This is a genomic window from Longimonas halophila, from assembly GCF_002554705.1.
Taxonomy (GTDB): domain Bacteria; phylum Bacteroidota; class Rhodothermia; order Rhodothermales; family Salinibacteraceae; genus Longimonas; species Longimonas halophila.
Window position 1 is genome coordinate 1 of record NZ_PDEP01000020.1, and the last position, 24658, is coordinate 24658.

Here is a 24658-nt window from a genome sequence, read left to right on the forward strand (position 1 = left end):
GGCGACAACGCAACGTTTACGGTGAAGCTGATCCAGCCGGTTGCGCTGGAGGAGGGCCTGCGGTTTGCGATCCGCGAAGGCGGGCACACCGTGGGCGCCGGCGTCGTTACCGAAATCCTTGACTAACGGCCCGCTCGGCACCCACATGCGGCAGGCAGGCATCGGCTTGCCTGCCCATTCATTTGCATCTGCTGAAACTGACCCACTGCAATGGCCACCCAGCAAAAAATACGTATCAAGCTGAAGTCGTACGACCACATGCTGATCGACAAGAGCGCCGAGAAGATTATTCGGACGGTTAAGTCGACCGGTGCGGTGGTAAGCGGCCCGATTCCGTTGCCTACGAAAAAGAAGGTCTACACGGTGCTACGCGGTCCGCATGTTGACAAGAAAAGCCGCGAGCAGTTTGAGCGGCGTCATCACAAGCGGCTGATCGACATCCTTTCGTCGAATAGCGAAACGGTGGATGCTCTGATGAAGCTGGAGCTTCCCAGTGGAGTTGATGTAGAGATCAAGGTATGACGCTGCTTGCCCTGGGCAGAAAGACGTTTGCGGCAGTGCTTCTGTTGCTTTGTTACAGCATCGGATGTACTACAGCCCCCGAAGGCACGCAAATTCAGGCGCTCAGCGGAAGCTGGCAAATTACCGAACTTGATATTGCCGGGCCGCGTGGAGACCTGACAACTGCGCTGCAATCGCGCTACGAAACGCTGCCCACGCTGACTGTTGACGACGACGCTGGGCGTGCTGCGCGCTATGTTATTACAGGCATGCGCACTGGCTCAGCAAGCCCCCTACGTGTAGAAGGACAGATTGAAGAAGTAGGAACGAACACAATCGCTTTTGTGAGTGGTTTTGAAACAGACATTGTGTGGACGCTCGACGTCCAGACCGGAACGCGAGCGCGCTTAGCATCCGGACCGGGTCTCCAGGGACCTGCTCCACTGCTACGGGCGCTGCTCCCGAGCATCAACTGGAGGGACACCGAGGGGGCGCGTCTCCAGATTGAACGAACTGACTAAGACCCTGCAGGCATGCACTGCATCCTGTAGCTTCCCCAATATTTACTGACCGGCATAATCGACCGACCGTCATGAGTAGCGGACTGATTGGCAAAAAAATAGGAATGACCAGCGTGTTTGACGATGCGGGCAACAACATTGCCTGCACCGTCATCGAGGCCGGTCCGAACCTGGTAACACAGGTAAAAACCGAAGACGGCCCCGACGGCTACAGTGCCGTGCAGCTTGCGTTTGACAGCAAGCCAGAGAAGAACACAACGAAGGCGATGCAGGGCCACTTTGCCAGCGCCGGTACGGAACCGAAACGCAAGGTCATCGAATTCGATCGTGCTGGTGATGACCTCAAACGCGGCGACGAGCTGCACCCTGATGACGTTTTCGAGGAAGGTGAGCTCATCGATGTGGTGGGCATCTCGAAAGGGAAAGGATTCCAGGGCGTCGTGAAGCGTCATGGATTCTCAGGGGTAGGAATGCGCACGCACGGCCAGTCTGATCAGCAGCGCCACCCCGGTTCTGTGGGGGCTTCCGCCGACCCCTCGCGTGTGTTTAAAGGCACCCGCATGGGGGGCCGCATGGGCACTGACCGTACCATGATTAAAAACCTGGAAGTGGTACGCATCCTGCCCGACCACAATGCCGTGCTCGTGAAAGGCTCCGTGCCAGGCGCGAAAAATAGCTACGTGGAGCTTCACAAGAAATAACGGCTCGCCGCTAAAACAGCGGGACGCAGGGGTCGTACCGCACCGAGTGATTGCATCTTCTGCACAAGTATTACGCCATGGATCTCGAAATTACACAAGAAGACGGCGCCGCATCGGGCCAAACAGTGACACTGGATCCGACTGTGTTTGACATTGAGCCAAATGATCATGTCATCTGGTTGGATGTAAAGCGCATTCAAGCGAACCAGCGTCAAGGCACGCATAAAACCAAAGAGCGTAGCGATGTGCGCGGAAGCCGGCGCAAGCTGTATCGCCAGAAAGGCACGGGTAATGCCCGCGCCGGTGATGCCAAGTCGCCGATTCGGAGAACGGGGGGGCGAGCCCACGGGCCCCGCCCGCGCTCCTACTCCCAGAAGGTCAACAAAAAGACCTCGCGCTTAGCGCGCCGCTCTGCGCTCTCCTACAAAGTGCAAAACGACGCACTGCACGTCACCGAAGACTTCAGCATGGACGTGCCGAGCACTGGCGAGTTACGCAGCCTGCTTGCCCTGCACAACCTGGCCGATGCCAAAGTGTTGATTGTGACGACCGAGGTTGAGAAAGAAGTCTACCTTTCGTCGCGCAACCTGTCGAAGGTGAGCGTGCGCGAGGTAGAGAGCCTCTCGACTATCGATGTTCTCGATGCCGATGCCGTACTGCTTCAGCAAGGCGCTCTCGACTACTTGAATGACCTGCTTTCGGTGGCCCCGCAGACGGCCTGACACACTGGGCTTGTGCTTGGACCCTTGCGTTTCCAGGCTGTTTGCCCTGTCTCCGCTCACCCTTTGGACCTCTTGTTGACCCATGAGCAATCGTATTCTTATCGAGCCGCATCTTACGGAAAAGGCAACCGAGCAGATGTACGAAGGCAAGTACTCCTTCGTCGTGAACCTTGCTGCCACGAAGCCGCAGATTCGCGCTGCAGTTGAGCGGCGCTACGAAGGCGTGCGTGTGACGAATATCCGTACGCAAATTGTGCCCGGAAAGCGACGGCGTCAGTTTCGGCAGGGCTCGATGATCGAAGGGCGGACGTCTGGCTTCAAGAAAGCTATTGTTGAGATTGACCCCGAATACGGCGAGATCGACTTCTTCGAAGACGTATAACGGCTGCACGCCCGCACGTTTGCTACGCATTCCACTGATTACCGCAGAGGCACCGCTTCTGCACAAGTACCTACTGGCCTATGTCGATTAAAAAACTGAAACCCAACATAAACAGCCAGCGCCAACGCTCGGTGTCGGGCTTCGATGACATTACGGAGACCGAACCCGAAAAGAGCCTGCTGGAGCCCATTAAGAAGTCGGGCGGCCGCAACAACCAGGGGCGCATGACCATGCGTTACCGCGGTGGAGGGCACAAGCGGCGTTATCGCAAGATTGACTTTAAGCGTCAGAAAGACAATATCCCTGCACGTGTGGCGACGGTCGAGTACGATCCAAACCGCTCGGCACGCATCGCTCTCTTGGTTTATGCTGATGGCGAAAAGCGATACATCATCGCGCCCGACGGAATTGAAGTGGGCACCACGGTGATGAGTGGTCCGGCAGCAAGCCCTGACTTGGGCAACTGCCTTCCCCTCTCCAAAATGCCACTGGGTACCGTTGTGCACGCTATCGAAATGAAGCCAGGCAAGGGCGCACAGATGGCCCGTGCCGCAGGTACCGAAGCACGCCTTACGGCTCGTGAAGGCAAATTTGCTACGCTGCAGTTGCCTTCGGGCGAGACGCGCGTTGTGCCTGCCGAATGCCGCGCCACGGTAGGAACCACCAGCAACGTAGACCACATGAACATCATGCTCGGCAAAGCCGGGCGGAAGCGTTGGCTGGGGCGGCGTCCGCGTACGCGAGGCGTAGCTATGAACCCCGTTGATCACCCTATGGGGGGAGGCGAAGGCCGCGCTTCGGGTGGGCATCCACGCTCGCGCAAAGGCGTGCCTGCGAAAGGCTACAAGACGCGCAAGCGCAACAAGACCTCCAACAAATACATCATCCGGCGGCGTACCGAGCGTAAGAAGCGCCGGTAAAACCGCTGCCGCTGCATCCCGTACGCTACCGACAGACGACACCCCACATTATGCCTCGCTCTTTACGCAAAGGCCCTTACGTCTACTACAAGCTGCAACGCAAGGTAGACGATCTCAACGAGTCCAATAGCAAGAAGGTGGTAAAGACATGGAGCCGCGACTCCATCATTACCCCCGACTTTGTGGGCCACACGTTTGCCGTGCACAACGGCCGGCAGTTTATCCCGGTATATGTGTCTGAGAACATGGTGGGGCACAAGCTGGGCGAATTTGCGCCCACGCGTACGTTCAGCGGCCACGCCAAGTCGAAAGTAGACAAACGGACGCGACGCGCCTAATCACGTTTGGCGCATGCGTGCGGAAGCCGTGGGCACTGCGCCGCCATCAAACCGACCAATGCTATGGAAGCACGAGCTGTACAAAAATACATTCGGAACTCGCCGATGAAGGTGCGGCGCGTCATCAACGTGGTGCGTGGCCGCACAGTGCCAGAAGCCATTAACATCCTGAGCTTCTTGCCGCAGAAGCCTACCGAAGTCGTCGAGAAGACCATTCGGTCGGCGGTGTTCAACCTGATGGATAAGCACGACGAACGCTTCGATGAGAGCGAGCTTGTCATCAAAGAAATTCGCGCCGACGAAGGGCCCACCTTCAAGCGGTTTAAGGCGGCGGCACGAGGGCGCGCGAAACCGATTCGTAAGCGCACCACCCATCTCACCGTTGTGGTGGAAGTGCGCGAGCGCGAGCCGGTTGCGTAGCAACGCTGCCGTTGAACACCTTTACGGGCATTTGCCCATCGCTGCAATTGTATAGGTAAACGAGGTACTACCCTTGGGTCAGAAAACACATCCGATCGGGTTTCGGCTTGGCATTATCCGCGGTTGGGATTCCAACTGGTATGCGGAGCAAAACCTGCAAGAAAACATCGAGGAAGATTACACCATCCGCGAATATCTGGATGCGCGCCTGCGCCGTGCGGGCTTGAGTCGTGCGGTCATTGAGCGCACGCCGAAGCGCGTAATCCTGACGCTGCATACCAGTCGTCCGGGCGTGGTCATTGGCCGTGGCGGAAGCGAAGTGGAGAAGCTTCGCGAAGAGCTGAAGCGCCTGACTGGCAAAGACATCCAGATTAACATCAGCGAGATTAAGCGTCCGGAACTGGACGCGACGCTGGTGGCGAAGAACATTGCGCAGCAGCTGGAGGGACGGATTTCGTACCGTCGCGCCATGAAGCAAGCTATGACGGCTGCGATGCGGATGGGTGCTGAAGGCATTCGCATCCGTGTGGCGGGCCGCCTGGGCGGCGCCGAAATGGGGCGCATCGAGGAGTACCTCGAAGGCCGCGTACCGCTTCACACGATCCGAGCTGACATCGACTTCGCCAAAGCAACCGCACTTACGATCTACGGCACCATTGGTGTGAAAGTGTGGATCCACCGCGGCGAAATCCTCGGACAGCCCGACCTGAGCCCGAACGTGCAGGCGCAGCAGCGCAAGCAGAATCAGAGCGGTGGCGGTCGCGGCGGACGCAAGCGCGGAGGGCGCCGTCGGCGCAACTAACAGCGCTGTGTCCTGACTGACCGTCTACAGGGCGGGTGCATGCACTCTTTGTTGTCGTTATCCTTATGAATAGGCGTTGCCGGGCCCGATCCCGTGCGACACCAACTTACACACTCCCATGCTACAACCCAAACGAACCAAACATCGCAAGGTGCAGCGTCGGCAAGGCCTGAAGAAAGGCAATGCCCAGCGCGGCACACGTATCAACTTCGGCGATTTCGGACTGAAGGCGCTCGAAAAAGGACAGATTTCGAGCCGTCAGATTGAGTCGGCGCGTGTAGCAATCAACCGCTACATGAAGCGAGCCGGTAAGGTGTGGATTCGAATCTTCCCGGACAAGCCGGTCACGAAGAAGCCGGCAGAAACGCGTATGGGTAAAGGGAAGGGAGCGCCTGAGTTCTATGTGGCGCCGGTAAATCCTGGGCAGGTGTTGTTTGAAGTGGGAGGCGGTGTGTCTCGCGAAGTGGCCAAAGAGGCGCTTCGGCTTGGGAAGCACAAGCTCCCTATCAAAACGAAGTTCGTTGTACGCCCCATGTACCGCGATCGCGACGAAGCCTGATCGCTCCTGGTATTCGCTCGCTGCCGCCTACCTTTCGGGAGTGGCCATACTCCTTATGTCCGTGTTCGTTATAGACTTGTGTTGATATGAAAGCCAAAGAGGTCCGCGATCTCAGTATTCCTGAGATTGAGACACGCATTGAAGAAGAGCAAGACCAGCTTGAAAAGCTGCGCTTCCGCCACTCTGTACATGGCCGTATCGAAAACCCGATGCTGCTGCGTACGAAGCGCCGTTTTGTGGCGCGCCTGAAGACTATTTTGACTGAGAAGAAAGCGCAGGCCAACGCGTAAGCGTAGCTTCCTGTTTGCTCTCATACCTTGATACCCAGATATGCCTGATACGCCCAAGACAGACGCTCCCGCCGAATCCACCACGCGCAACGCACGAAAAGAACGTGTGGGCATTGTGACGAGCACGAAAATGGATAAAACCATTACGGTAAACGTGCGTCGTCAGATGAAGCATCCTATGTACGGCAAGTACTTGGAGCGCTCCTCGAAAATGCTTGTGCATGATGAGGACGAAACCGCCTCAGAAGGCGACATTGTGCGCATTGTGGAGACGCGCCCGCTCAGTAAACGGAAGCGGTGGCGCCTTGATGACATTATTGAGCGTGCGGCGTAACGGAGACCGGCAATGAGGGGTTTGCATCTGTACAAACCTGGCGATCCAGGCAAATGTCTGGTGCGCGCCGGGCACAAGCAGGCTCCTTGCTATCTCTGAACACGCCCCATGCCTCCTGTACCTCCTCCTTCAAAGTTAACTGTGTGACACGCGATGATTCAGCAGGAATCACGACTGAAAGTAGCCGACAACAGCGGCGCGAAAGAAGTGCAATGCATCCGAGTACTGGGCAGTAGCGGACGCCGCTATGCCAGCCTGGGCGATCGCATCATGGTCTCCGTGAAATCGGCGATTCCAGGTGGCACTGTAGGCAAGGGCGATGTAAGCCCTGCCGTAGTGGTGCGTGCATGTAAGGAGGTAGGGCGAAGCGACGGCTCCTACATCCGCTTCGACGAAAACGCGGCTGTGCTGATCAATGATCAAAACGAGCCGGTAGGTACCCGTGTGTTTGGACCGGTAGCGCGTGAGCTGCGCGAAAAACAGTTTATGCGGATTGTGTCGCTGGCACCTGAGGTGTTGTAACTCGGTCCTGTGATGCTCGCAGCGTAGCTTGCAAATCACGGTGCAAGGTGCGCACGCCCCCAGCTTCTGCTATTGACGACAAGAAAACTTAGCCCCCATGCCCCGTACATCGAATAAACAACGCAAGCTGCACGTCAAAAAAGGCGATATGGTCATGCTGAACAAGACCGTAACGTCCGCCTCTTCTGCAGGCGACGATCGCGAAAAAGGCTACGTGGGCAAGGTCCTGCGGGTCTTTCCAGAACGCGAGCGTGTGATTGTGGAGGGCGTGAACATGCGCGTGTTTCATGAACAGCCCAGCCAGGCCAACCCAGAGGGCGGGCGCATTGAGCGCGAAGCCCCGATCCATGCCTCGAACGTAAACCCGGTTGACGAGAACGGAAACCCAACACGTGTGGGACGACGCCGCATCGAGGACCCTGAAACGGGACGTGGGCAATGGGTTCGCTACGCAAAAACCACAGGCGAGCAGCTGGACAACTAAGCACGCCGAACGGCATGAAACGAGTATGCAGGAGGAACCCCTCTGGCTGCTCCATCATTTTCATAATCTGCAATGGGCTCGCTTTTCGAGTCTGTTGTACGGCGAATTAACCGACCTATAAGCAACATCATGGCCAACCCTCCACGCCTTAAAAAAACGTACCAAGACGATGTGCTGCCCGATCTCATGGAGCAGTTCGGGTACGATAACGTGATGCGCGCGCCGCGCCTTTCCAAGATTTGTATCAATAAAGGGGTCGGCGAGGCTGCAGAAACGCCCAAGCTGCTTGATGACGCGATTGAAGAGCTGCGAGCGATTACGGGGCAGCACCCCGAAGTGACGCGCGCGAAAAAGAGCATCTCAAACTTTGGGATTCGAGAAGGAGTACCTGTTGGTGCACGCACTACACTGCGCGATGCATACATGTACGAGTTCTTTGACCGGTTGGTGACGCTGGCGTTGCCTAACGTGCGCGACTTTCAAGGCGTACCCGATCGCAGCTTTGACGGGCAAGGCAACTACACACTTGGTATCAACGACCAAACGATCTTTCCTGAGATTAGTGTCGACGATGTTGACCGGGTGAGCGGCATGGACGTGACGTTCGTGACGAGCGCCGAGACGGATGAAGAAGCCTATGCCCTGTTGAAAGGGCTGGGCATGCCGTTCGTGCGTCGTGAAGATGATGAGGCTGTGGCCGCATAGCAGCCTATATGTTGGGCTGCTCCGGTGCCCTCTCCGTACTCTGAATGACCAAAATAGCTGCCTAAAGACCATGGCTAAGAAAAGCTGGATTGCGCGCGAGAAGAAGCGCCGCGAGACCTACGAAAAGTACAAAGAAAAGCGTCGCAAGCTGAAGGAAGAAGGCCGCTGGGTTGAGCTGCAAAAACTGCCGCGCGATGCCAGTCCGGTACGCCAGAACAACCGATGCCCGATTTCGGGACGCGTTCGCGGATACATGCGCGAGTTTGGCGTATCCCGTATCGTGTTCCGGGAACTGGCTCTGAAAGGTGAGATTCCCGGCATCCGGAAGTCCAGCTGGTAGACGGGAAGCGCGAACTTGCTTCCTGCTACACCGACGCATGCATCCCCTACGACCATAGAGATGAAAGTACCTATACGATGAGTGGAATCTCCGATCCCGTTGCCGACTATATGGCCCGCATTCGCAATGCGCAGCAGGCCAACCACCAGTACGTGGAAATTCCGGCTTCCAACCTGAAGCGCGCCATCACACAGATTCTGATGGAGAAGGGGTACATTAAAAACTACCTCAACATTGATGATGGAAAGCAGGGCCGCCTACGGGTGTACCTGAAGTACGACCGTGCGGGCGAGCCAGCCATTCAGGTGCTCGAACGCGTGTCGAAGCCAGGGCTCCGCGAGTATGCGAAGGCAACGGAGGTGCCGCGCGTGAAAAACGGCTTGGGCATTGCCATCTTGTCTACGTCGCGTGGCGTAATGAGCGACAAGGAGGCTCGCCGCTTTGGCGTAGGAGGAGAAGTGCTGGCCCGCGTATTTTAAATCGCATGTGCCCGCATCCACGCAATCGTTCAACCTTGACCTACAGGTGTTTTCATGGCTCGCATAGGCAGCAAGCCCATTACGTTCGATGAGAACGTGACGGTATCCGTAAACGACACAAACATTGTTACTGTGAGTGGCCCCAAAGGGGAGCTCACGGAGCAGATTTCGCCGGAAATGACGGTCACAGTTAACGACGATTCAGTCGTTGTTGATCGTCCCACTGATCAGAAGCGTCATCGCGCCATGCACGGCATGTCGCGTTCGCTCATTCTGAACATGGTCACGGGCGTTACCGAGGGCTACGAAAAGAAGCTTACCATTAAGGGCGTGGGCTACCGGGCCAGCCTGAGCGGCGATGCGCTCGAACTGGCACTGGGGTTCTCGCACCCGATCTTTTTCCTGCCTCCTGAAGAAGTTGAGGTAAGCGTAGATTCGGGCCGTGGTAAAGACGACACGATTACCATTGAAGGCATCGACAAGCAGCTGGTTGGCCAGGTGGCAGCAAAGATTCGCGACCTGCGTCCGCCAGAGCCCTACAAAGGAAAGGGCGTGCGGTATGTAGACGAGCATGTGCCCTTGAAGGCGGGTAAAACGGCTGCTCGATAGCTCGACGTCAGGGATGTAATGCACCGGCGATCGAAAAGACAGAGAGCTTTCTTTATTGATCTGTGTGCTGCATCTTGACCAGCCGTACGAATCCACCTTGTTGAATAGAACGACCCAATTAGTAGCATGGCAAAAGGCAAAGAAACGACCCGAACGCGCCGCAAGCGCATTCACCGCAACATTCGTCAAACCATTCAGGGGACGGCCCGCCGTCCGCGGCTGTCGGTGTACCGATCAAACAAGTACATCTATGCGCAGCTAATTGACGACTGGACGGGCCACACGCTGGCGTCGGCATCGAGCCAGGAAGAAGACATCAATGCCGAAAGCCCCACAGAGGCCAGCCACGCTGTAGGCCAGATACTGGCTGAACGTGCTGAGGACGAAGGCATTGACCGTGCGGTATTCGACCGGAGTGGCTACAAGTACCACGGCCGGGTGAAAGCACTTGCCGAAGGCGCGCGTGAAGGCGGCCTGCACCTGTAACGACCCCGTTGTAGACCATTCCCGTAGATCAGTAGCCGATTATGGCCAAAGGACGAAATCGAATTAACGGAACTAAGCGACAAGAAAGCTGGGTTGACCGCCTCGTGGCGATCAATCGCGTGTCGAAGGTGGTGAAAGGGGGGCGCCGCTTCTCTTTCAACGCCATTGTTGTCGTGGGTAATGAGGATGGCCTCGTAGGAGCTGGGTTGGGTAAAGCCAATCAAGTTGCGAGCGCCATCTCGAAGGGGAACGAGGACGCAAAGAAAAACATGGTCCGCGTCCCAATCCGCGATGGCACAATTCCCCACAAGTCGATCGGGCGCCAGGACTCGGGCAAGGTGCTGCTGAAGCCAGCGGCTCCGGGTACTGGGGTTATTGCCGGTGGAGGGGTGCGTGCGGTGCTTGAGTGTGCCGGACTCACAAATGTCCTGTCGAAATCGATTGGGACGAGCAACCCGCACAACCAGGTGAAAGCCACGATTAACGCGCTGGCCTCGTTGGAGGATGCCATGGAGGTCGCCCGCCGCCGCGGGATTCCTCTTGAAAAGGTATTTAATGGGTAACCGACTGAACGGGTAAACCGGGCCCGCGTGGCGCGTTTGCCAGACTGAAAGCTACTTGACTACACATGTTATGGCTACTCTCAAATTGACCCAAGTGCGCAGCCTAAACCGTCGCCCCCAGCGGCAGCGCCGCACCATGCAGGCGCTTGGTTTACGGCATCCGCACGACACTGCAGAGCACAAAGACACTCCGCAGATTCGCGGAATGATTGCCAAAGTGCAGCACCTGATTGACGTCGAAGAAAGCGACGACACGGGTGCCAGTGCGTAAGGCGTGCCGCTGCGTACGCGAAGAAGCTACAGCGGCTCTTCATTCGTTTGTTTCCGATCATGTGCTGGCGCCCTAACGCGCTGGCACTGAGCCTTTATCGACTATGGATCTTAGCAACCTCTCCCCTGCAAAAGGGGCTACACAAAAGAAAAAGCGTCTTGGACGCGGCGTTGGCTCGGGCCGTGGTGGCCATAGCTCCACCCGTGGTACCAAAGGCCAGTCGAGCCGGTCGGGAAGCAAAAACCGCCCGCTCTGGTTCGAGGGAGGACAGATGCCCTTGCACCGTCGCGTGCCGAAATTCGGATTTACAAATCCCTTCCCTACCGAGTACAGCATCGTCAACATCAGTCGCATTGCGCGTCTGGTTGCTGAAGGTGTGCTCGACGCTGATGCGCCGATCACGCCGCAGGTGCTCGAAGATGCAGGAGCCGTTCGAAGTGCCGAGCGCGTAAAAGTGCTTGGCGACGGTGCGATCTCGGACGCGGTGGAGGTTGAAGCCCATGCGTTCAGCAGCAGTGCCGCCCGTAAAATTGAGGACGCTGGTGGTACCACCACCACCCTTGAGTAGGAATCCCCACCCATCGGCAGGCGTGATGCATTCATGCACACGCTTGCCAGAGAACGCTCCTTCGTATGGCTGGTCTTGCCGAAAGTTTTCGCAACATCTGGAAAGTCGAAGAGCTCCGCAAGCGTATCCTGTATACGCTGGGCCTCTTCGTGATCTACCGCATTGGTGCGTACGTGACCCTTCCGGGGGTTGATGCGCAGGTGCTCTCTGAGGTGAATGCTCAGAGTGGCGGCGCGGGCCTGTTTGGCTTCCTCGACATGTTTGTCGGCGGAGCCTTTCTTCAGGCAGGCATCTTTGCACTGGGGATCATGCCGTACATTACGGCGGCTATTATCATCCAGCTCATGGGTGCTGTTGTCCCCTACTTCCAAAAACTGAAACGAGAAGGGGAAGAGGGGCGGCGGAAAATGACCCAGATAACGCGCTACCTGACTGTTGCGATCACCTCGCTCCAGTCCATTGGGTACGCCATTAACCTGCAGTATGGGGCTACTGGTACCGCAATTGTTATCGGTCCCACGTGGTTTGTAGTCACTACGGTGATTGTCCTAACTTCGGGAACGGTATTCGTGATGTGGCTCGGTGAGCGCATCTCGGAAGACGGCATTGGCAACGGGATTTCGCTGCTCATTACAATCGGCATCATTGCGTTCCTGCCCAATGCGGTAATCAACGAGTTCAACCTGTCGAATAACTTCTTTATCTTCCTGCTCGAAATTGGCATGTGGACGCTCATCACGGGCGGCATTGTGCTGGTTTCGCAAGGCATCCGCCGGATTCCGGTGCAGTATGCCAAGCGGGTGGTAGGACGCAAGGTGTACGGTGGTACAACGCAGTACCTCCCGATTCGTGTGAATGCAGCCGGGGTGATGCCGATTATCTTCGCCCAGTCGATCATGTTTATTCCGTCGACGGTGGCTGCATTCTTCCCTGACAGCCCCTTCATGCAGAACTTGGGTAGCTGGTTCTCTGATATATCTGGGGTCGGGTACTCGGTTGTCTTCTTCCTGATGACGTTCTTCTTTACCTACTTCTACACGGCCATTACGGTGAATCCGAAAGAAATGGCCGACACGATGAAGCGGCAAGGCGGCTTCATTCCAGGTATTCGCCCCGGGAAGCAGACCAGCGAGTTTATCGACAACATTCTGACCCGCGTTACGCTGCCCGGCTCTATCTTCCTGGGCTTTGTAGCAATCCTTCCCGCCTTTGCAATGCAAGCAGGCGTGTCGCAGGGCTTTGCGATGTTCTTTGGAGGCACCAGCCTGCTCATTTTGGTGCAGGTTACGCTCGACACGCTGCAGCAGATTGAGAGTCACCTGCTGATGCGTCACTACGACGGCTTCATGAAGAGCGGTAAGATGCGTGGACGCCGCGGATAAGATGAATTGGATGCAGTACCTCCCTGGCTTTATTCGACGCCACATGGTTCAACTGAAGAGTACACGCGAAATCGAACGCCTGCGCGCCAGCGCCGATCTTGTCGGACGCACGCTGGGCGAGATTGCCAAACATGTAGAGCCAGGCATCACGCCGAACGAGCTGGATGCAATCGCTGAGGAGTTCATACGAACACACGGCGCAGAGCCGGCATTCAAAGGCCATAAAGCGGGAAGCAATGTCTTTCCTGCTACGCTCTGCGTATCAGTAAATGACGCAGTTGTACACGGCATTCCCGACGATACTCCGCTGAAATCAGGCGACCTGCTCTCGATTGATTGCGGGGTCGTGCTTGATGGGTTCATTGGCGACAGTGCGTACACCTTCGCAGTGGGTGAGATATCAGATGAAAAGAAAGCACTCTGCGATGTAACGTACCGCGGCCTGCATGCAGGCATCGAGCAGGCAAAGACCGGAAATCGCATTGGCGATATCGGTCATGCCGTCGAATCAACCTGTAGCGACTACGGTATTGTGAAAGCCCTCTGTGGGCATGGTGTCGGGCGAAGTCTGTGGGAAGAGCCACAGGTACCCAACTATGGCACCCCCGGTACAGGCCGTCGCATAAAACCTGGACTGGTTATCTGCATTGAACCCATGATAAACATCGGCGATGATGAAGTGACCACCGATGCCGATGGCTGGACGGTGCGCACGGCTGACCGGACTCCTTCTGCGCATTACGAGCACATGGTGGCCGTACACAGCGACCGATACGAAATTTTGAGTACGTTCGACTATGTCGAAGACGTACACACGCCCCCTTACAACCCACTGACTGTTTCAGAATCAGCATAGCCCATGGCCAAAGAAGAAGCCATTGAACAAGACGGAGAAGTCCTTGAGGCGCTTCCGAACGCGCAGTTTCGCGTTGAGCTCGAAAACGGACACGAGATTCTCGGTCTGCTCTCGGGTAAGATGCGTATGAACTACATCAAGATTCTGCCTGGCGATCGCGTAAAGGTGGAGTTGTCTCCGTACGACTTGTCGAAAGGCCGCATTGTGTATCGCTACAAGTGATGCCGCCCCGCTGATGCCGTGCCGTACTGCTGCACGGCTATGGTCTGCCTGTTCGTAGCGTGCGCCTACAGTGCCCGCTATGTGGGACAGACCTCCAGAACGCGCCTCATAACATGGCGTACGCGCCGGTATCTGCCGAGTGCACGCCCTCCCGTTTCCCCCTTTTTCGTTTGTGTATTGACTCAGACCACGACTACCTATGCCCCGAATTGCTGGAGTTGACGTTCCCGAACATAAGCGCGGCGAAATTGCCCTGACCGAGATCTTCGGGGTAGGCCGCTCGCGTGCCCAAGAAATCTTGGAGCGCGCTGACGTAGACAAAAACGATGAGCCCCGCAAGTGGTCAGACACTGAGACGCGGGAGGTGCGTCGCCTCGTTGAAGAGGAGTATGTTGTGGAAGGTCAGTTGCGCACCGAAGTACAGATGAACATCAAGCGCTTGAAAGACATCGGGTGCTATCGCGGACAGCGCCACCGCAAAGGACTTCCTGTCCGCGGCCAGCGCACGCAGACGAATGCACGTACGCGTAAAGGGAAGCGCAAGACAGTGGCCGGTAAGAAGACGGCGCCCCGCAAGTAACTCCATCGCTCGCAATCGGGCATACGTGCCCCCTTGGAGCACTCAGCCAGCCTGAACAGGCACGCTGTTGCGCTCTACCGCACCGCCCCTCGCATCCAACGGATCCAACCCTGTTATGGCAAAAGGAAAAGGCAAAGGCAAAAAAGGCAAACGCAACGTCCGCAAGAAAAACGTTGTCGTAGAGTCGAACGGACGAGCGTACATCAAGTCGACGTTCAACAACGTGATCATCACCCTTACCGACCAGTACGGTAACACGATTTCGTGGGCCAGTGCGGGCAAGATGGGATTCAAGGGGAGCCGTAAAAACACACCGTACGCAGCACAGCGTGCGGGCCAGGCGGCTGCCCAAGAGGCGTACGACCTCGGCTTGCGCCGCGTTGATGCATACGTGAAAGGCCCGGGCTCAGGCCGTGAAGGGGCGATTCGCGCGCTTTCCGACGTTGGGCTCGATGTCGCCACCATCCGCGACGTAACGCCGCTTCCACACAACGGCTGCCGCCCGCCGAAGCGCCGTCGCGTGTGATGATCTGCGCGGCGCAGCCCCCGGGCGTACCTGCAACGCATTCACTGGATGCTTTGCGCCACTGCTTCGCGCTCTGTACGACCCACCCCTTTCATACGAAGACACACGATCAAACGTCACATGGCTCGATATCGAGGCCCCAAACAAAAAGTCGCACGCCGGTTCAAAGAGCCCATTTTTGGGCCCAGCAAAGCGCTTGAGCGCAAGCCGTATCCGCCCGGACAGCATGGGCGAGGACGGCGCCGACGCGAAAGCGAATATGCCGTACAGCTGAAGGAAAAGCAGAAAGCGAAGTACACGTACGGCCTGCTGGAGCGTCAGTTTAAGAACCTGTTCAACAAGGCCGCTCGCAAGCGCGGCGTAACGGGTGACGTGCTCCTTCAGATGCTGGAGTCGCGGCTCGATAACATCGTGTTTCGCATGGGGTTTGGTCGCACGCGCCGACAGGCACGCCAGTTTGTAACACATGGCCACATTCTGGTGAACGATCGCCCGGTCGACATCCCGTCGTACGAAGTAAGTGTCGACGATGTCATTGAGGTGCGCCCGCGCAGCAAAAATATCGAGCCGATTCAAGAAAACACCGAGCGCCAGCGCCGTGTTTTCCCATGGCTTGAAGTGGACTACGGTGATGCGAAAGGCCGCTTCATCCGACTTCCCGAGGTCGACGAGATCCCGGAAAATATCGAAGCGCAGTTGATTGTGGAGCTCTACTCGAAGTAGTAGCTTGCGTCTGTGCATGCCGTCGTGTGCTCGCTGCAACCTATGTGGCACAACACGACGCTACTGCACAGCTCAGCTTGCGCATAGCGAACCCAATGGCTGAACGGCCACTGCATATGTTGCCTACTGCCTCTCTTTGAACCCTCTGTGTGCGCAGGTGCAGCGTGCCGCCGCGCCCTGACGCCCCGTACTGTCTTTGTATACAATCACCGATTCGAGCGTATGAACAACTTTGGGATTCAAATGCCGGACGCTGTCCATGTAGAGGACGCGTCCGACACCACCGGACAGTTTGTCATCGAGCCGCTTGAGCGGGGGTTTGGCATTACCATTGGCAATGCCTTGCGCCGCGTCATGCTGTCGTCGATGCCGGGTCAGGCCATCACGGCCATCAAGATTGATGGCGTGCAGCACGAGTTCTCGACCATCCCTGGGGTTACAGAAGATGTCTCCGACATCATTCTGAACCTGAAGGGCGTGCGCCTGAAAGCCGAAGAGATGCACGAAGCGCACATCCACCTTACGCTGGAAGGTCCGGGCAACTGGACCGGGGCTGACCTCCAAGATGCTACCAGCGAGTTCGAAATTCTAAACCCGGACCACCACATTGCCACACTGGCCGAAGATGCTTCGGTGAATGTGGACCTGCGGGTTGGATACGGACGCGGATACGTGCCGTCCGAAGAAAACAAGCGCGAGGACGATCCCATCGGTGTCATTGCGATCGATTCCATCTTCACGCCGATCAAAAACGTAAAGTACTCGGTCAAGCCGATGCGCATCGGTGAGAAGATTGACTACGAAGAGCTCACCCTCGACGTAGACACCGACGGCTCCATCACGCCCGAGGAAGCGCTGACACGTGCTGCGGCCATCATGCGCGACCACATTCAGTTCTTCATCCAGCTCGACGAAGAGCCTGAGCCGGTTGTTGAGGAGCAGGAGGTCGACGAAGAAGTGAAGCGCATCCGCGATCTGCTTGCACAGCCGGTCGACGAGCTTGACCTGTCGGTGCGCTCGCACAACTGCCTGAAAGCCGCCAGCATCAAAAACATCGGTGACTTGGTGCGCCGCGAAGAAAGCGAGATGCTCAAGTTCCGCAACTTTGGGCGCAAGTCGCTACAAGAACTGGTCGAGGTGCTCGACGAGCGCGGCCTGCACTTTGGCATGGACGTCGAAGAATACCTCGAAGAGCAGTCCAGCTAACCTTCTGCCTGCAACGCACTGCGCTGCAACGGCTTCACACCAATCCCTTTGTTTGATAGATCGCCATGAGACACCGCACGAAACGTCACAAACTCGGACGCACCAGCGCGCACCGCAAGCGGACGCTGGCGGCGCTTTCCAATGCGCTGATTGAACACAAGCACATCAAGACCACGATTGCGAAGGCGAAAGCCATGCGCCCGTTCGTGGAGCCGCTTATCACGCGGGCCAAGACCGACAGCGAGCACAACCGCCGTCAGGTCTTTCGGTACCTGCAGGATAAGAAGGCGGTGACGACGCTCTTTGACGAAGTGGCCGAACGCGTAGGCGATCGTCCTGGGGGATACGTGCGCATCATCAAACTGGGCCAGCGCAACAACGACGGCTCAGAGATGGCGCTCGTGGAGCTGGTCGACTATAACGATGTGCAGCCGGCCAGCACAGGCGGAAGTAGCAGCAGCGGTGGCACGCGCCGTGGTAGTGGCAAGGGCAGCCGCGACGAGGACGACGCGTAGCGCACTGCGAACACATACTGAAAATGACAGCGAGGCTTCCTACTGGGAAGCCTCGCTTTTTTTGTTGCTACCATAGCGGGATGTGGAACGCACATGCCGACGCATGCAGCACCTATGAATCCCACCGGTATGGCAATCGTAAGACGAATGAAACGGATCCTCTTAGTCTGACTGCTGAACATCTATGATTCAAGCCTCGTCGGTGCTCAAAGAAGCTAACATCTCGGTTGAGCCTACGTACGAGGCGCGCTTGGAGCGCCTGCTGGCCCATTGCCGCACGCATCTGCCGTCGGTGGATGAGGACATGGTGCGGCGGGCGTTTCGGCTGAGCTACTGGGCACACCGCCACCACTGGCGCGCTTCGGGTGAGCGCTACATTGCACACCCGATGGAAGTGGCCGACATTGTAGCACGAGACATTGGCCTTGATGACGTGAGCGTGGCCGCTGCGCTTTTGCACGATGTGGTCGAAGACACCGACCTTTCGATTGGGCTCATCCGCGAGGAGTTCGGCGACACGCTGGCTACAATCATTGATGGGCTTACCAAGATTAGCGGGGTGTTTGCAAGCCGCGAGTTGGGGCAGGCCGAAAACGTGCGCAAGCTCATGCTGTCGATGGCGACCGATGTGCGCGTCATCCTGGTCAAGTTTGCCGACCGCCTCCACAACATGCGCACCATCGAGGCGCTTCCCAAAGAGAAGCAGCTCAAGAAGGCCAGCGAGACGAAGGAACTCTTTGCCCCGCTGGCACACCGGTTCGGGCTGTTTGCCGTGAAGAGTGAGCTGGAAGACCTATCGCTGAAGGTGCTCGACCCCGAATCGTACCAGCACATTGTAGACAGCCTGGCCGATCGGAAGGAGGAGCGCGAGGCGTACATTGCGTACTTCGTTGAACCACTCAAGCAGCGCCTGGAAGACGAAGGCTTCACCTTCGACGTGTACGGACGTGTGAAGAACATCTACTCAATCCACCGCAAAATGAAGCGGCAGAATAAGCCGCTCGACGAGATCTACGATATCTTTGCGATTCGCGTGGTGATCGATGAAGAGGGCAAAAAGGGGCGTGAAGACTGCTGGCGTGTCTACTCCATCGTCACCGATCTCTACAAGCCCCTGCCTGAACGCTTCCGCGACTTCATTTCGGTACCGAAGTCCAACGGCTACCAGAGCCTGCACACCACGGTACTGGGTCCGAAAGGACGCCGGGTCGAAGTGCAGGTGCGCACGCAAGAGATGCACGAGATTGCCGAGCGCGGCGTGGCAGCGCACTGGAAGTACAAGGAAGGAGCCGACCGCTCTGATGAGGAGATGGACCAGTTCCTCGACTGGGTGCGCGATCTGCTGGAGAGTCCGAAGCCCGAACAGGCCACGGAGTTCGTTGAGGAGTTTCAGCTCAACCTCTACGACGAGGAGATCTACGTCTTCACGCCACAGGGCGATCTCATGACGCTGCCCCAAGGGGCCACGCCCGTCGACTTTGCATTCAAAGTGCACACCGAAGTGGGCATGCAGTGCATTGGGGCCAAGGTGAACGGTAAGATGGTGCCGCTCTCGCGCGAGCTGGCCAGTGGCGACCAGGTGGAGGTTATTACCTCGAAGAAGCAGACCCCGAACCCGGACTGGAGCAACTTTGTGGTGACGCACAAGGCGCGTAGCCGTATTCGGCACTGGACGAACGAGAAGCGTCGCAAAACCGCCAAGTTGGGCCGCGAGATCTGGGAGAAGGAAGCGCGCCGCGCCAGTGTTGAAATCAGTGATCAAGACCTGCAGGAGGTTGCCCACGAGCTCAAGTTTCCGGATCTGCAGCAGCTCTTCTATGAGATCGGGAGCGGCCTCTACGAGCCGCAGAAGCTCATCAATCGCATCAAAACGGGCGGACAATCTGAAAACGGCACTGACGACGAAGACGACGAGCAGGCGCTCCGCAAGAAGTACGAGCGCTTTCTGGATGCGGCGCAGACCTCGGGCAAGCAGGCGCTGCTCATCAATGGCGAGCTGCAAACAGATCTGGCCGTGAACTATGCTGCATGCTGCAACCCCATACCGGGCGACGAGGTGTTTGGCTATGTGAGCCGATCGGGCTCGATCAACATCCACCGTTCGAACTGCCCAAACGCCCCCGATTTGCTTGCCAACCACCCAGATCGCATTTTGGAAGTGGACTGGAGCCATCAGAACGATGTGCAGTTTGGTGCGGCGCTGCGGCTGGTGGGCGAAGACCGGGTCGGTATGGTCAATGACCTGACGACCGTGATTTCCAAGAACTTAAAGACGAATATTCGGTCTATAACCATTGATTCGGAAGACGGCATCTTTTCTGGAACGGTCGTGCTGCACGTAAGCGACCTGGAGCACCTGAAACGCCTGATGGAGCGCCTGAAACGTATTGATGGCATCCACGGCGTGTACCGGTTTGAAGAGTAGTTTGGAGTGCTGCCGTCGGCTGGTGTAAAGCCGCACAGAGAACATTGTACAACGACGTATCAACTCGGTATTCTGACCTCCTAACGACTTCGATTCGATGGCAGAGCGTACTGAAACCGTCACCAAAAAAGACATTGCACGCCGCGTTGCGAACCGCATGGACGAGCCCGTCTACAAGAGCGAGCCATGGGTGAACACGGTGCTTGAGGCAATTGGAGACTTCCTTGTCGAGGCTGATCCTGATGTGCGCATCGAGCTGCGCGACTTCGGCGTCTTCGAGGTCAAAAAGACAAAAGCCAAGCCCAAGGCGCGCAACCCCAAGACCAACGAAACGGTGTTTGTGCACAGCCGCCGCAAAACGCACTTCCGTCCCGGCAAGCGCATCCGCGAGGTGCTCAAGCAGCCGCTGCACGAGTTGGGATACGAGATTCCCGAGGGAAGCGCCGACAAGCATCTTGACGAAGACGACGAATAATCTGTGCTCAACACGCCGCCCCGTTTTGTTGGCATTGACTACGGTACAAAGCGCGTAGGATTGGCGCTTTCGGATCCGTTGCACATGACGGCATATCCGCACGATACGGTACCGCCTGCAGCGCTCGTGGACGTGCTGGAGGCGCTGGCCGATACGCACGGCCTGGCCGGCATTGTGATCGGATGGCCCCTGGAGCGGGACGGCACCACGGGTACCATGACGCAGCGCGTGCAGACGTGCATCGATAAAATAGAAGACGCACTGCCTGCTGTGTCCATCACGCGCCGCGACGAGCGCAACACCTCTGAGCTGGCCCAGCAGGCGCTAAGCGAGGCGGGCGTGCGCCAGCCAGGGCGCTACGACAAGGGCCGGGTGGATGCCGCTGCAGCCGCGCTCATCTTGCAAGATTACCTTGACGAGCTGGCCCCGTAGCATGCGGCTATGTGCGCTTCCCAGACCGCTTGGCGCGCTCATCCAGAATGCGATGGGCAATCGTACGGGCGAGCTCCGGCGCGTTGCCCCAGGCACGGTTATTGGCAATCAGATATAAGTTGGCTTCCTGCTTTTCGGCCTGAAACGCCAGCGCCGTCGCATCCAACACCATATCTTGCGCCTGCTGCGTTTCCGAAAGCGCAGGTACTGCAGCGTCGAAGGGATGCGCATGCTTAAACGCCTCGGCATAGGGCATGTCGCGCGGCGTGAGCAGGCGGCTAACCACCGTGCCCGTGCGCTCCGTAAAGCGCTGTCCGCACCGGTGCCACTGCTCGCGAATCATAGGCAGCCAGTTCCAGTGGCTGAACACATGGCCCAGTCCGCGCGAGGCCAGCCAGTCGAAGTAGACCGGCTGCAGCAGGTGCGCGGAGCGGATTTCGAGATGGGTGGGCACCTCGGTCGGCACCTCTGCAAAAAACGAATCCAACTCCTCGGCGAACGCCCGTGGGGGCGGACTGTCCCCGCGGCGCTGATACTCCTGCTGAAAGATGACGCCTACCAGCCGGTTGTCGAGCAGTTCGCGTGCCGGATCCAGAAACGTGGACACGTAGGCCTCCGCATCCAGATAATTGGCGTTATCGGTGTAGCGCGGCCCGTCGCTGGTGTTGGTGCGCAGGGTGCGTGCACTGAAGCGTTGCGGAGCCTTTAGCAGAAAGCGCGCCGTGCTTGGGGCGGCGTCGGCGTAGCGCTTGAGCGTATGGAAGGTGCGCGTAGGATCGCCCGCGTCATGCAGTGGGTGGTAGAATGTGAAGTCGACCTCCAGCACCGAAAAGTGATCGAAGTACTCGGGCGCGTACGAAATAGGCACCTTGCCGATGCTGTACGACGAGCCGCCCAGCGAGCGCGACTGCGTGCTCACCTCCTCGGTGGCCGATTCGGGGTAGATCTGCCCAATCCATCCGGCATAGCGGTCGCTGGCGGTACCGAAGCGCACGTGCGGGTGAATGTGCTGAAAGACGTAGGCATCGGCCTGGTCACGAAGCACATCGAGCGAGGAAACGTCAGGCATAATAGGGCAGCATCAGGAACGAGAGAAGCAATGGAAGAGGCGCTATGCCTCAGCATCCGACGCGATAACCGCTTTGAGCTTTGCGTAGGTGTCGCTGAGCGATTCGGGGATGACCTTGGTCTGGCCCGTGGTCGGCATAAAGTTGGTATCGCCGTCCCAGCGCGGAACGACATGCATGTGTAGATGCTCAGGGATGCCCGCGCCTGCTGCGCGCCCCAGGTTCATCCCTACGTTGAAGCCATCGGGATGGAGCGCCGTGCGCAGCCACCCAATGCACCGGTTGGCCACCTGTGCCAGTGCAATGCGCTCGGCATCCGTGAGCGCATCATAGTCGGCCACCACGCGGTACGGCAGCACAAGCAGGTGCCCATTGTTATACGGATGCAAGTTCATGATCACAAACACCTCCGCGCCGCGCCACAAAATCAGATTCTCGCGGTCGTCGTCTTGTGCTGCCAAGTGGGCAAAGATAGACGTATCCTCGTCCAGTTCGGGACGGTCGTTCGCCGTTTCCACATAGGCGGCGCGCCAGGGGCTCCAGAGCCGATCCATAGTCAGCATAAACAAGAGGGAAGACAACGAGCATTCGTAAACTTCGGGGACCAGGTACGGTTCAGGGGGATGCGACACGCTGCCTTGACTCCCCTACCGCCTGCCATCTTTTATGGTCTACGCTGATTTGCACACGCACAGCACCGCTTCCGACGGCCACCTCGCGCCCCGCGATTTGGTTCACGAAGCCAAAACCATCGGCCTGGGTGTGCTGGCGCTTACCGACCACGACACCGTAGCAGGAATTGCCGAGGCCCAGTCTGCAGCCTCGGAGGCAGAGCTCGGATTCGTGCCGGGCGTAGAATGCACCGTGCACTACAACGGTCACGGTATTCACCTGCTGGGCTACGGATTTGACCCGAGCGATGAGGCGCTAACCCGCCACTTCGACCGCTACGCCACCGCACGCATCGAGCGGGCCCAGGCGATCGTCGAAAAGTTGCAGTCCGCGTGCGGCATTGCCATCACGTGGGAGGATGTGCAGCATCAGGTGCCCAAGGGCGACGGCGTGGTAGCGCGTCCGCACATCGCCGCCGCGCTGCAGGAGATTGGAGCTATCGAGTCGGTCGGCGATGCGTTTGATACCTATCTCGGCGACGACAAGCCCGCGTACGTGCCGCTCCCCGAGGTCGAGGCCGCGTGGATGATCGATCAGATTCACGAGGCGGGTGGCATCACCGCGATTGCGCATCCCGGACACTGGCTCCCTGGACGCATACTGCGCGGACTCATCGAGGCCGGGCTCGATGCGCTGGAGTGCGTGCATCCCTCACACGATGCCTCGCTCGAAGCCTACTATCGCAACCGGGCCCGCGCCAACGACCTGCTCGTTACCGGCGGCTCCGACTTTCATGGCCCGCTGCATGCCACCGCACGCGGAGTGGGGCACACCGGACTCTCACGGCGTGCCTGGGAACGAATCGCCGCAGCCTGCACGTAACAGCCTGCCAAATGCATCCTCAACAAACGCGCTGCACATACGCTTATGCCGACCCGTATCCAAGGACGCCACATTGCTCCCGACGGAGCCCGCTTCGGAATCATACTGAGCCGCTTCAACGACCTGATCACCGAACGGCTGCTGGAGGGCGCGCTGGACACGCTACGGCGGCACGGGGTAGACACCGAGGAACTACCCGTTGTGGAGTGCCCCGGCGCGTTTGAGATTCCCGTGCTGGCCAAGCAGATGGCAACCTCAGGCGCATACGACGCCATCATTACGCTGGGCGCCGTCATCCGCGGGGCCACGCCGCACTTCGACTACGTATGCTCAGGCGTAACCAGTGGCATTACAAGCGTATCGGTGGATACTGGAGTCCCCGTCATCTTTGGTGTACTTACCACCGACACCATTGAGCAGGCTCTTGAGCGGGCAGGGAGTAAGGCAGGTAACAAGGGCGAAGAAGCCGCGCTGGCCGCCCTCGAAATGGTCGACGTACGCACACAGCTTCCGGCTTCATAGCAGCTTCCTGTGAGTGATCGGTGAACCCGGAACACCGGTAGGGGGGAATCGTCAATGTGTATGGCCTAACGGAGAAAGCGCCTTCGGGCTCAACCAGAGATTTTGCTTGTCCAAACTGGCAAGTTCATGGTCTCTTGCCTTGCGAAAAAGCCAACCGGCTTATATGTTGGGTTCTACGTTAGCGCAACATGGTGATCGTAGCTCAGTTGGTTAGAGCGCCAGGTTGTGGTCCTGGAGGCCGAGGGTTCAAATCCCTCCGGTCACCCTTACATACTGAATTATGCCGCGTTCGTCTAGCCTGGTCTAGGACGCCGCCCTTTCACGGCGGTAACACGGGTTCGAATCCCGTACGCGGTACCTTCAAGCGCCTCGGCACGTCTGCCGAGGCGTTTTTTGTTTGTAGCAATGATCTGATCTGCCTGAAGCGTAAGAACCTGTTTGGGTTTTGGTTTGACGGCGAGAGCGAGGGACGCTGAGGCGAAAATTGGACCCCAATTGAGGTTCGTAGCCGGGGCTACGGGCCGAGATTAGGGGCAATTTGCAGCCCAGCGAAGCCGCTCGGAGCCCAAAATAAGAAATCAAAATAGGTTCTCAGAACGTCTTGTGCTATGGGTAAATCATCGATAGAGGCTCTTCAGGGCTGTTCCGGGGCGACCCAGGGCCTCGTTGGCGACAAACCCCACCATGTAGGCCAGCAGCTTCGCAACGACGCGCGT

The 24658-nt window shown here is 57.8% G+C and carries 38 protein-coding genes and 2 tRNA genes; 38 read left to right on the forward strand and 2 right to left on the reverse strand.

Annotated features, from left to right (window positions below):
- The 34 genes from CRI93_RS14415 to ruvX all read left to right on the forward strand — a co-directional run.
- Positions 1-126: EF-Tu C-terminal domain-related protein (locus CRI93_RS14415; protein ID WP_483869238.1), on the forward strand; the 126-nt coding region annotated here is incomplete at its 5' end.
- An 84-nt stretch (positions 127-210) separates the two neighbouring features.
- Positions 211-522, forward strand: a complete 312-nt coding sequence (gene rpsJ, locus CRI93_RS14420; RefSeq protein ID WP_098063350.1) for a 30S ribosomal protein S10 — start codon at positions 211-213, stop codon at positions 520-522.
- Positions 519-1022 carry a hypothetical protein gene (locus CRI93_RS14425; protein WP_098063351.1) on the forward strand — a complete coding sequence of 168 codons (504 nt, stop codon included), beginning with the start codon at positions 519-521 and terminating at the stop codon, positions 1020-1022. The genes rpsJ and CRI93_RS14425 overlap by 4 nt, the downstream gene beginning before the upstream one ends.
- Positions 1023-1093: 71 nt before the next feature.
- Positions 1094-1723, forward strand: coding sequence for a 50S ribosomal protein L3 (gene rplC / locus CRI93_RS14430; RefSeq protein ID WP_098063352.1), 630 nt, complete (start codon positions 1094-1096; stop codon positions 1721-1723).
- 77 nt (positions 1724-1800) lie between these two features.
- On the forward strand, positions 1801-2445 hold the full coding sequence (gene rplD, locus CRI93_RS14435) for a 50S ribosomal protein L4 (RefSeq protein WP_098063353.1): 645 nt from the start codon (positions 1801-1803) through the stop codon (positions 2443-2445).
- Between the two features lie 82 nt (positions 2446-2527).
- Positions 2528-2827, forward strand: coding sequence for a 50S ribosomal protein L23 (locus CRI93_RS14440; protein ID WP_098063354.1), 300 nt, complete (start codon positions 2528-2530; stop codon positions 2825-2827).
- An 80-nt stretch (positions 2828-2907) separates the two neighbouring features.
- On the forward strand, positions 2908-3747 hold the full coding sequence (rplB, locus tag CRI93_RS14445; protein ID WP_098063355.1) for a 50S ribosomal protein L2: 840 nt from the start codon (positions 2908-2910) through the stop codon (positions 3745-3747).
- Positions 3748-3797: 50 nt separating this feature from the next.
- Positions 3798-4085 carry a 30S ribosomal protein S19 gene (rpsS, locus tag CRI93_RS14450; RefSeq protein ID WP_098063356.1) on the forward strand — a complete coding sequence of 96 codons (288 nt, stop codon included), beginning with the start codon at positions 3798-3800 and terminating at the stop codon, positions 4083-4085.
- Between the two features lie 63 nt (positions 4086-4148).
- Positions 4149-4505 carry a 50S ribosomal protein L22 gene (rplV, locus tag CRI93_RS14455; protein ID WP_098063357.1) on the forward strand — a complete coding sequence of 119 codons (357 nt, stop codon included), beginning with the start codon at positions 4149-4151 and terminating at the stop codon, positions 4503-4505.
- Positions 4506-4578: 73 nt separating this feature from the next.
- On the forward strand, positions 4579-5307 hold the full coding sequence (rpsC, locus tag CRI93_RS14460; RefSeq protein ID WP_098063358.1) for a 30S ribosomal protein S3: 729 nt from the start codon (positions 4579-4581) through the stop codon (positions 5305-5307).
- A 118-nt stretch (positions 5308-5425) separates the two neighbouring features.
- Positions 5426-5866, forward strand: coding sequence for a 50S ribosomal protein L16 (gene rplP / locus CRI93_RS14465; RefSeq protein ID WP_098063359.1), 441 nt, complete (start codon positions 5426-5428; stop codon positions 5864-5866).
- An 86-nt stretch (positions 5867-5952) separates the two neighbouring features.
- Positions 5953-6156 carry a 50S ribosomal protein L29 gene (gene rpmC, locus CRI93_RS14470; protein ID WP_098063360.1) on the forward strand — a complete coding sequence of 68 codons (204 nt, stop codon included), beginning with the start codon at positions 5953-5955 and terminating at the stop codon, positions 6154-6156.
- A gap of 40 nt (positions 6157-6196) precedes the next feature.
- A complete protein-coding gene (gene rpsQ, locus CRI93_RS14475; RefSeq protein ID WP_098063361.1) occupies positions 6197-6490 on the forward strand; it encodes a 30S ribosomal protein S17 in 294 nt (97 codons plus the stop codon).
- Positions 6491-6643: 153 nt separating this feature from the next.
- Entirely contained in the window at positions 6644-7012 is a 369-nt protein-coding gene (gene rplN / locus CRI93_RS14480) for a 50S ribosomal protein L14 (RefSeq protein WP_098063362.1), read from the forward strand.
- A gap of 97 nt (positions 7013-7109) precedes the next feature.
- Positions 7110-7496 (forward strand): 50S ribosomal protein L24, encoded by a 387-nt coding sequence (rplX, locus tag CRI93_RS14485; protein WP_098063363.1) that lies wholly within the window; start codon positions 7110-7112, stop codon positions 7494-7496.
- 129 nt (positions 7497-7625) lie between these two features.
- Positions 7626-8201, forward strand: a complete 576-nt coding sequence (rplE, locus tag CRI93_RS14490; protein ID WP_098063364.1) for a 50S ribosomal protein L5 — start codon at positions 7626-7628, stop codon at positions 8199-8201.
- Positions 8202-8271: 70 nt separating this feature from the next.
- Positions 8272-8541, forward strand: a complete 270-nt coding sequence (rpsN, locus tag CRI93_RS14495; protein ID WP_098063365.1) for a 30S ribosomal protein S14 — start codon at positions 8272-8274, stop codon at positions 8539-8541.
- A gap of 77 nt (positions 8542-8618) precedes the next feature.
- Positions 8619-9020 carry a 30S ribosomal protein S8 gene (gene rpsH, locus CRI93_RS14500; protein ID WP_098063366.1) on the forward strand — a complete coding sequence of 134 codons (402 nt, stop codon included), beginning with the start codon at positions 8619-8621 and terminating at the stop codon, positions 9018-9020.
- 54 nt (positions 9021-9074) lie between these two features.
- Positions 9075-9629: a 50S ribosomal protein L6 gene (gene rplF, locus CRI93_RS14505; RefSeq protein WP_098063367.1), complete on the forward strand. Its 555-nt coding sequence runs from the start codon at positions 9075-9077 to the stop codon at positions 9627-9629.
- A gap of 126 nt (positions 9630-9755) precedes the next feature.
- Positions 9756-10115: a 50S ribosomal protein L18 gene (rplR, locus tag CRI93_RS14510; protein ID WP_098063369.1), complete on the forward strand. Its 360-nt coding sequence runs from the start codon at positions 9756-9758 to the stop codon at positions 10113-10115.
- Positions 10116-10156: 41 nt separating this feature from the next.
- Complete coding sequence (rpsE, locus tag CRI93_RS14515) at positions 10157-10678, forward strand: 30S ribosomal protein S5 (RefSeq protein WP_098063371.1); 522 nt, start codon at positions 10157-10159, stop codon at positions 10676-10678.
- A gap of 70 nt (positions 10679-10748) precedes the next feature.
- Positions 10749-10949, forward strand: coding sequence for a 50S ribosomal protein L30 (rpmD, locus tag CRI93_RS14520; RefSeq protein ID WP_098063373.1), 201 nt, complete (start codon positions 10749-10751; stop codon positions 10947-10949).
- Between the two features lie 103 nt (positions 10950-11052).
- Positions 11053-11517, forward strand: coding sequence for a 50S ribosomal protein L15 (gene rplO / locus CRI93_RS14525; RefSeq protein ID WP_098063375.1), 465 nt, complete (start codon positions 11053-11055; stop codon positions 11515-11517).
- Between the two features lie 65 nt (positions 11518-11582).
- Complete coding sequence (secY, locus tag CRI93_RS14530; protein WP_098063377.1) at positions 11583-12899, forward strand: preprotein translocase subunit SecY; 1317 nt, start codon at positions 11583-11585, stop codon at positions 12897-12899.
- Between the two features lie 43 nt (positions 12900-12942).
- On the forward strand, positions 12943-13755 hold the full coding sequence (gene map / locus CRI93_RS14535; protein WP_098063403.1) for a type I methionyl aminopeptidase: 813 nt from the start codon (positions 12943-12945) through the stop codon (positions 13753-13755).
- 3 nt (positions 13756-13758) lie between these two features.
- The gene (infA, locus tag CRI93_RS14540) at positions 13759-13977 is read left to right on the forward strand and encodes a translation initiation factor IF-1 (protein WP_098063378.1); all 219 of its coding nucleotides are present in this window, start codon (positions 13759-13761) and stop codon (positions 13975-13977) included.
- A gap of 199 nt (positions 13978-14176) precedes the next feature.
- On the forward strand, positions 14177-14557 hold the full coding sequence (rpsM, locus tag CRI93_RS14545; RefSeq protein WP_098063380.1) for a 30S ribosomal protein S13: 381 nt from the start codon (positions 14177-14179) through the stop codon (positions 14555-14557).
- Positions 14558-14672: 115 nt separating this feature from the next.
- Positions 14673-15083 carry a 30S ribosomal protein S11 gene (gene rpsK, locus CRI93_RS14550; protein ID WP_098063382.1) on the forward strand — a complete coding sequence of 137 codons (411 nt, stop codon included), beginning with the start codon at positions 14673-14675 and terminating at the stop codon, positions 15081-15083.
- 120 nt (positions 15084-15203) lie between these two features.
- Positions 15204-15806, forward strand: a complete 603-nt coding sequence (gene rpsD / locus CRI93_RS14555; protein ID WP_098063383.1) for a 30S ribosomal protein S4 — start codon at positions 15204-15206, stop codon at positions 15804-15806.
- Positions 15807-16028: 222 nt separating this feature from the next.
- Positions 16029-17012 (forward strand): DNA-directed RNA polymerase subunit alpha, encoded by a 984-nt coding sequence (locus CRI93_RS14560; protein ID WP_098063385.1) that lies wholly within the window; start codon positions 16029-16031, stop codon positions 17010-17012.
- Positions 17013-17077: 65 nt separating this feature from the next.
- Complete coding sequence (gene rplQ / locus CRI93_RS14565; protein ID WP_098063387.1) at positions 17078-17527, forward strand: 50S ribosomal protein L17; 450 nt, start codon at positions 17078-17080, stop codon at positions 17525-17527.
- A 184-nt stretch (positions 17528-17711) separates the two neighbouring features.
- Positions 17712-19952, forward strand: a complete 2241-nt coding sequence (locus CRI93_RS14570; RefSeq protein WP_098063389.1) for a RelA/SpoT family protein — start codon at positions 17712-17714, stop codon at positions 19950-19952.
- A gap of 97 nt (positions 19953-20049) precedes the next feature.
- Entirely contained in the window at positions 20050-20427 is a 378-nt protein-coding gene (locus CRI93_RS14575) for an HU family DNA-binding protein (protein WP_098063391.1), read from the forward strand.
- Positions 20428-20430: 3 nt separating this feature from the next.
- Positions 20431-20859 carry a Holliday junction resolvase RuvX gene (gene ruvX, locus CRI93_RS14580; protein ID WP_098063393.1) on the forward strand — a complete coding sequence of 143 codons (429 nt, stop codon included), beginning with the start codon at positions 20431-20433 and terminating at the stop codon, positions 20857-20859.
- A 7-nt stretch (positions 20860-20866) separates the two neighbouring features.
- Here ruvX and CRI93_RS14585 read toward each other — a convergent pair whose 3' ends face one another.
- Complete coding sequence (locus tag CRI93_RS14585) at positions 20867-21928, reverse strand: DUF72 domain-containing protein (protein WP_098063395.1); 1062 nt, start codon at positions 21926-21928, stop codon at positions 20867-20869.
- Positions 21929-21970: 42 nt separating this feature from the next.
- Complete coding sequence (locus CRI93_RS14590) at positions 21971-22480, reverse strand: HIT family protein (protein ID WP_098063397.1); 510 nt, start codon at positions 22478-22480, stop codon at positions 21971-21973.
- A 112-nt stretch (positions 22481-22592) separates the two neighbouring features.
- Between CRI93_RS14590 and CRI93_RS14595 the strand changes: the two genes are divergently transcribed.
- The 4 genes from CRI93_RS14595 (at position 22593) to CRI93_RS14610 (ending at position 24299) form a co-directional block, all read left to right on the forward strand.
- Positions 22593-23420, forward strand: coding sequence for a PHP domain-containing protein (locus tag CRI93_RS14595; RefSeq protein WP_098063399.1), 828 nt, complete (start codon positions 22593-22595; stop codon positions 23418-23420).
- Between the two features lie 45 nt (positions 23421-23465).
- Positions 23466-23942 (forward strand): 6,7-dimethyl-8-ribityllumazine synthase, encoded by a 477-nt coding sequence (gene ribH, locus CRI93_RS14600; protein ID WP_098063401.1) that lies wholly within the window; start codon positions 23466-23468, stop codon positions 23940-23942.
- A 191-nt stretch (positions 23943-24133) separates the two neighbouring features.
- Positions 24134-24207: transfer RNA gene (locus tag CRI93_RS14605), tRNA-His, on the forward strand.
- 17 nt (positions 24208-24224) lie between these two features.
- Positions 24225-24299: transfer RNA gene (locus CRI93_RS14610), tRNA-Glu, on the forward strand.
- Positions 24300-24658: the final 359 nt, after the last annotated feature.

What these genes read in the sequence shown, in the direction of transcription:
- rpsJ (WP_098063350.1), top strand. Translation starts at nt 211, where the DNA reads ATGGCCACCCAGCAAAAAATACGTATCAAGCTGAAGTCGTACGACCAC.
- CRI93_RS14425 (WP_098063351.1), top strand. Translation starts at nt 519, where the DNA reads ATGACGCTGCTTGCCCTGGGCAGAAAGACGTTTGCGGCAGTGCTTCTG.
- rplC (WP_098063352.1), top strand. Translation starts at nt 1,094, where the DNA reads ATGAGTAGCGGACTGATTGGCAAAAAAATAGGAATGACCAGCGTGTTT.
- rplD (WP_098063353.1), top strand. Translation starts at nt 1,801, where the DNA reads ATGGATCTCGAAATTACACAAGAAGACGGCGCCGCATCGGGCCAAACA.
- CRI93_RS14440 (WP_098063354.1), top strand. Translation starts at nt 2,528, where the DNA reads ATGAGCAATCGTATTCTTATCGAGCCGCATCTTACGGAAAAGGCAACC.
- rplB (WP_098063355.1), top strand. Translation starts at nt 2,908, where the DNA reads ATGTCGATTAAAAAACTGAAACCCAACATAAACAGCCAGCGCCAACGC.
- rpsS (WP_098063356.1), top strand. Translation starts at nt 3,798, where the DNA reads ATGCCTCGCTCTTTACGCAAAGGCCCTTACGTCTACTACAAGCTGCAA.
- rplV (WP_098063357.1), top strand. Translation starts at nt 4,149, where the DNA reads ATGGAAGCACGAGCTGTACAAAAATACATTCGGAACTCGCCGATGAAG.
- rplP (WP_098063359.1), top strand. Translation starts at nt 5,426, where the DNA reads ATGCTACAACCCAAACGAACCAAACATCGCAAGGTGCAGCGTCGGCAA.
- rpmC (WP_098063360.1), top strand. Translation starts at nt 5,953, where the DNA reads ATGAAAGCCAAAGAGGTCCGCGATCTCAGTATTCCTGAGATTGAGACA.
- rpsQ (WP_098063361.1), top strand. Translation starts at nt 6,197, where the DNA reads ATGCCTGATACGCCCAAGACAGACGCTCCCGCCGAATCCACCACGCGC.
- rplN (WP_098063362.1), top strand. Translation starts at nt 6,644, where the DNA reads ATGATTCAGCAGGAATCACGACTGAAAGTAGCCGACAACAGCGGCGCG.
- rplX (WP_098063363.1), top strand. Translation starts at nt 7,110, where the DNA reads ATGCCCCGTACATCGAATAAACAACGCAAGCTGCACGTCAAAAAAGGC.
- rplE (WP_098063364.1), top strand. Translation starts at nt 7,626, where the DNA reads ATGGCCAACCCTCCACGCCTTAAAAAAACGTACCAAGACGATGTGCTG.
- rpsN (WP_098063365.1), top strand. Translation starts at nt 8,272, where the DNA reads ATGGCTAAGAAAAGCTGGATTGCGCGCGAGAAGAAGCGCCGCGAGACC.
- rpsH (WP_098063366.1), top strand. Translation starts at nt 8,619, where the DNA reads ATGAGTGGAATCTCCGATCCCGTTGCCGACTATATGGCCCGCATTCGC.
- rplF (WP_098063367.1), top strand. Translation starts at nt 9,075, where the DNA reads ATGGCTCGCATAGGCAGCAAGCCCATTACGTTCGATGAGAACGTGACG.
- rplR (WP_098063369.1), top strand. Translation starts at nt 9,756, where the DNA reads ATGGCAAAAGGCAAAGAAACGACCCGAACGCGCCGCAAGCGCATTCAC.
- rpsE (WP_098063371.1), top strand. Translation starts at nt 10,157, where the DNA reads ATGGCCAAAGGACGAAATCGAATTAACGGAACTAAGCGACAAGAAAGC.
- rpmD (WP_098063373.1), top strand. Translation starts at nt 10,749, where the DNA reads ATGGCTACTCTCAAATTGACCCAAGTGCGCAGCCTAAACCGTCGCCCC.
- rplO (WP_098063375.1), top strand. Translation starts at nt 11,053, where the DNA reads ATGGATCTTAGCAACCTCTCCCCTGCAAAAGGGGCTACACAAAAGAAA.
- secY (WP_098063377.1), top strand. Translation starts at nt 11,583, where the DNA reads ATGGCTGGTCTTGCCGAAAGTTTTCGCAACATCTGGAAAGTCGAAGAG.
- map (WP_098063403.1), top strand. Translation starts at nt 12,943, where the DNA reads ATGGTTCAACTGAAGAGTACACGCGAAATCGAACGCCTGCGCGCCAGC.
- infA (WP_098063378.1), top strand. Translation starts at nt 13,759, where the DNA reads ATGGCCAAAGAAGAAGCCATTGAACAAGACGGAGAAGTCCTTGAGGCG.
- rpsM (WP_098063380.1), top strand. Translation starts at nt 14,177, where the DNA reads ATGCCCCGAATTGCTGGAGTTGACGTTCCCGAACATAAGCGCGGCGAA.
- rpsK (WP_098063382.1), top strand. Translation starts at nt 14,673, where the DNA reads ATGGCAAAAGGAAAAGGCAAAGGCAAAAAAGGCAAACGCAACGTCCGC.
- rpsD (WP_098063383.1), top strand. Translation starts at nt 15,204, where the DNA reads ATGGCTCGATATCGAGGCCCCAAACAAAAAGTCGCACGCCGGTTCAAA.
- CRI93_RS14560 (WP_098063385.1), top strand. Translation starts at nt 16,029, where the DNA reads ATGAACAACTTTGGGATTCAAATGCCGGACGCTGTCCATGTAGAGGAC.
- rplQ (WP_098063387.1), top strand. Translation starts at nt 17,078, where the DNA reads ATGAGACACCGCACGAAACGTCACAAACTCGGACGCACCAGCGCGCAC.
- CRI93_RS14570 (WP_098063389.1), top strand. Translation starts at nt 17,712, where the DNA reads ATGATTCAAGCCTCGTCGGTGCTCAAAGAAGCTAACATCTCGGTTGAG.
- CRI93_RS14575 (WP_098063391.1), top strand. Translation starts at nt 20,050, where the DNA reads ATGGCAGAGCGTACTGAAACCGTCACCAAAAAAGACATTGCACGCCGC.
- CRI93_RS14585 (WP_098063395.1), bottom strand. Translation starts at nt 21,928, where the DNA reads ATGCCTGACGTTTCCTCGCTCGATGTGCTTCGTGACCAGGCCGATGCC.
- CRI93_RS14590 (WP_098063397.1), bottom strand. Translation starts at nt 22,480, where the DNA reads ATGGATCGGCTCTGGAGCCCCTGGCGCGCCGCCTATGTGGAAACGGCG.
- CRI93_RS14595 (WP_098063399.1), top strand. Translation starts at nt 22,593, where the DNA reads ATGGTCTACGCTGATTTGCACACGCACAGCACCGCTTCCGACGGCCAC.
- ribH (WP_098063401.1), top strand. Translation starts at nt 23,466, where the DNA reads ATGCCGACCCGTATCCAAGGACGCCACATTGCTCCCGACGGAGCCCGC.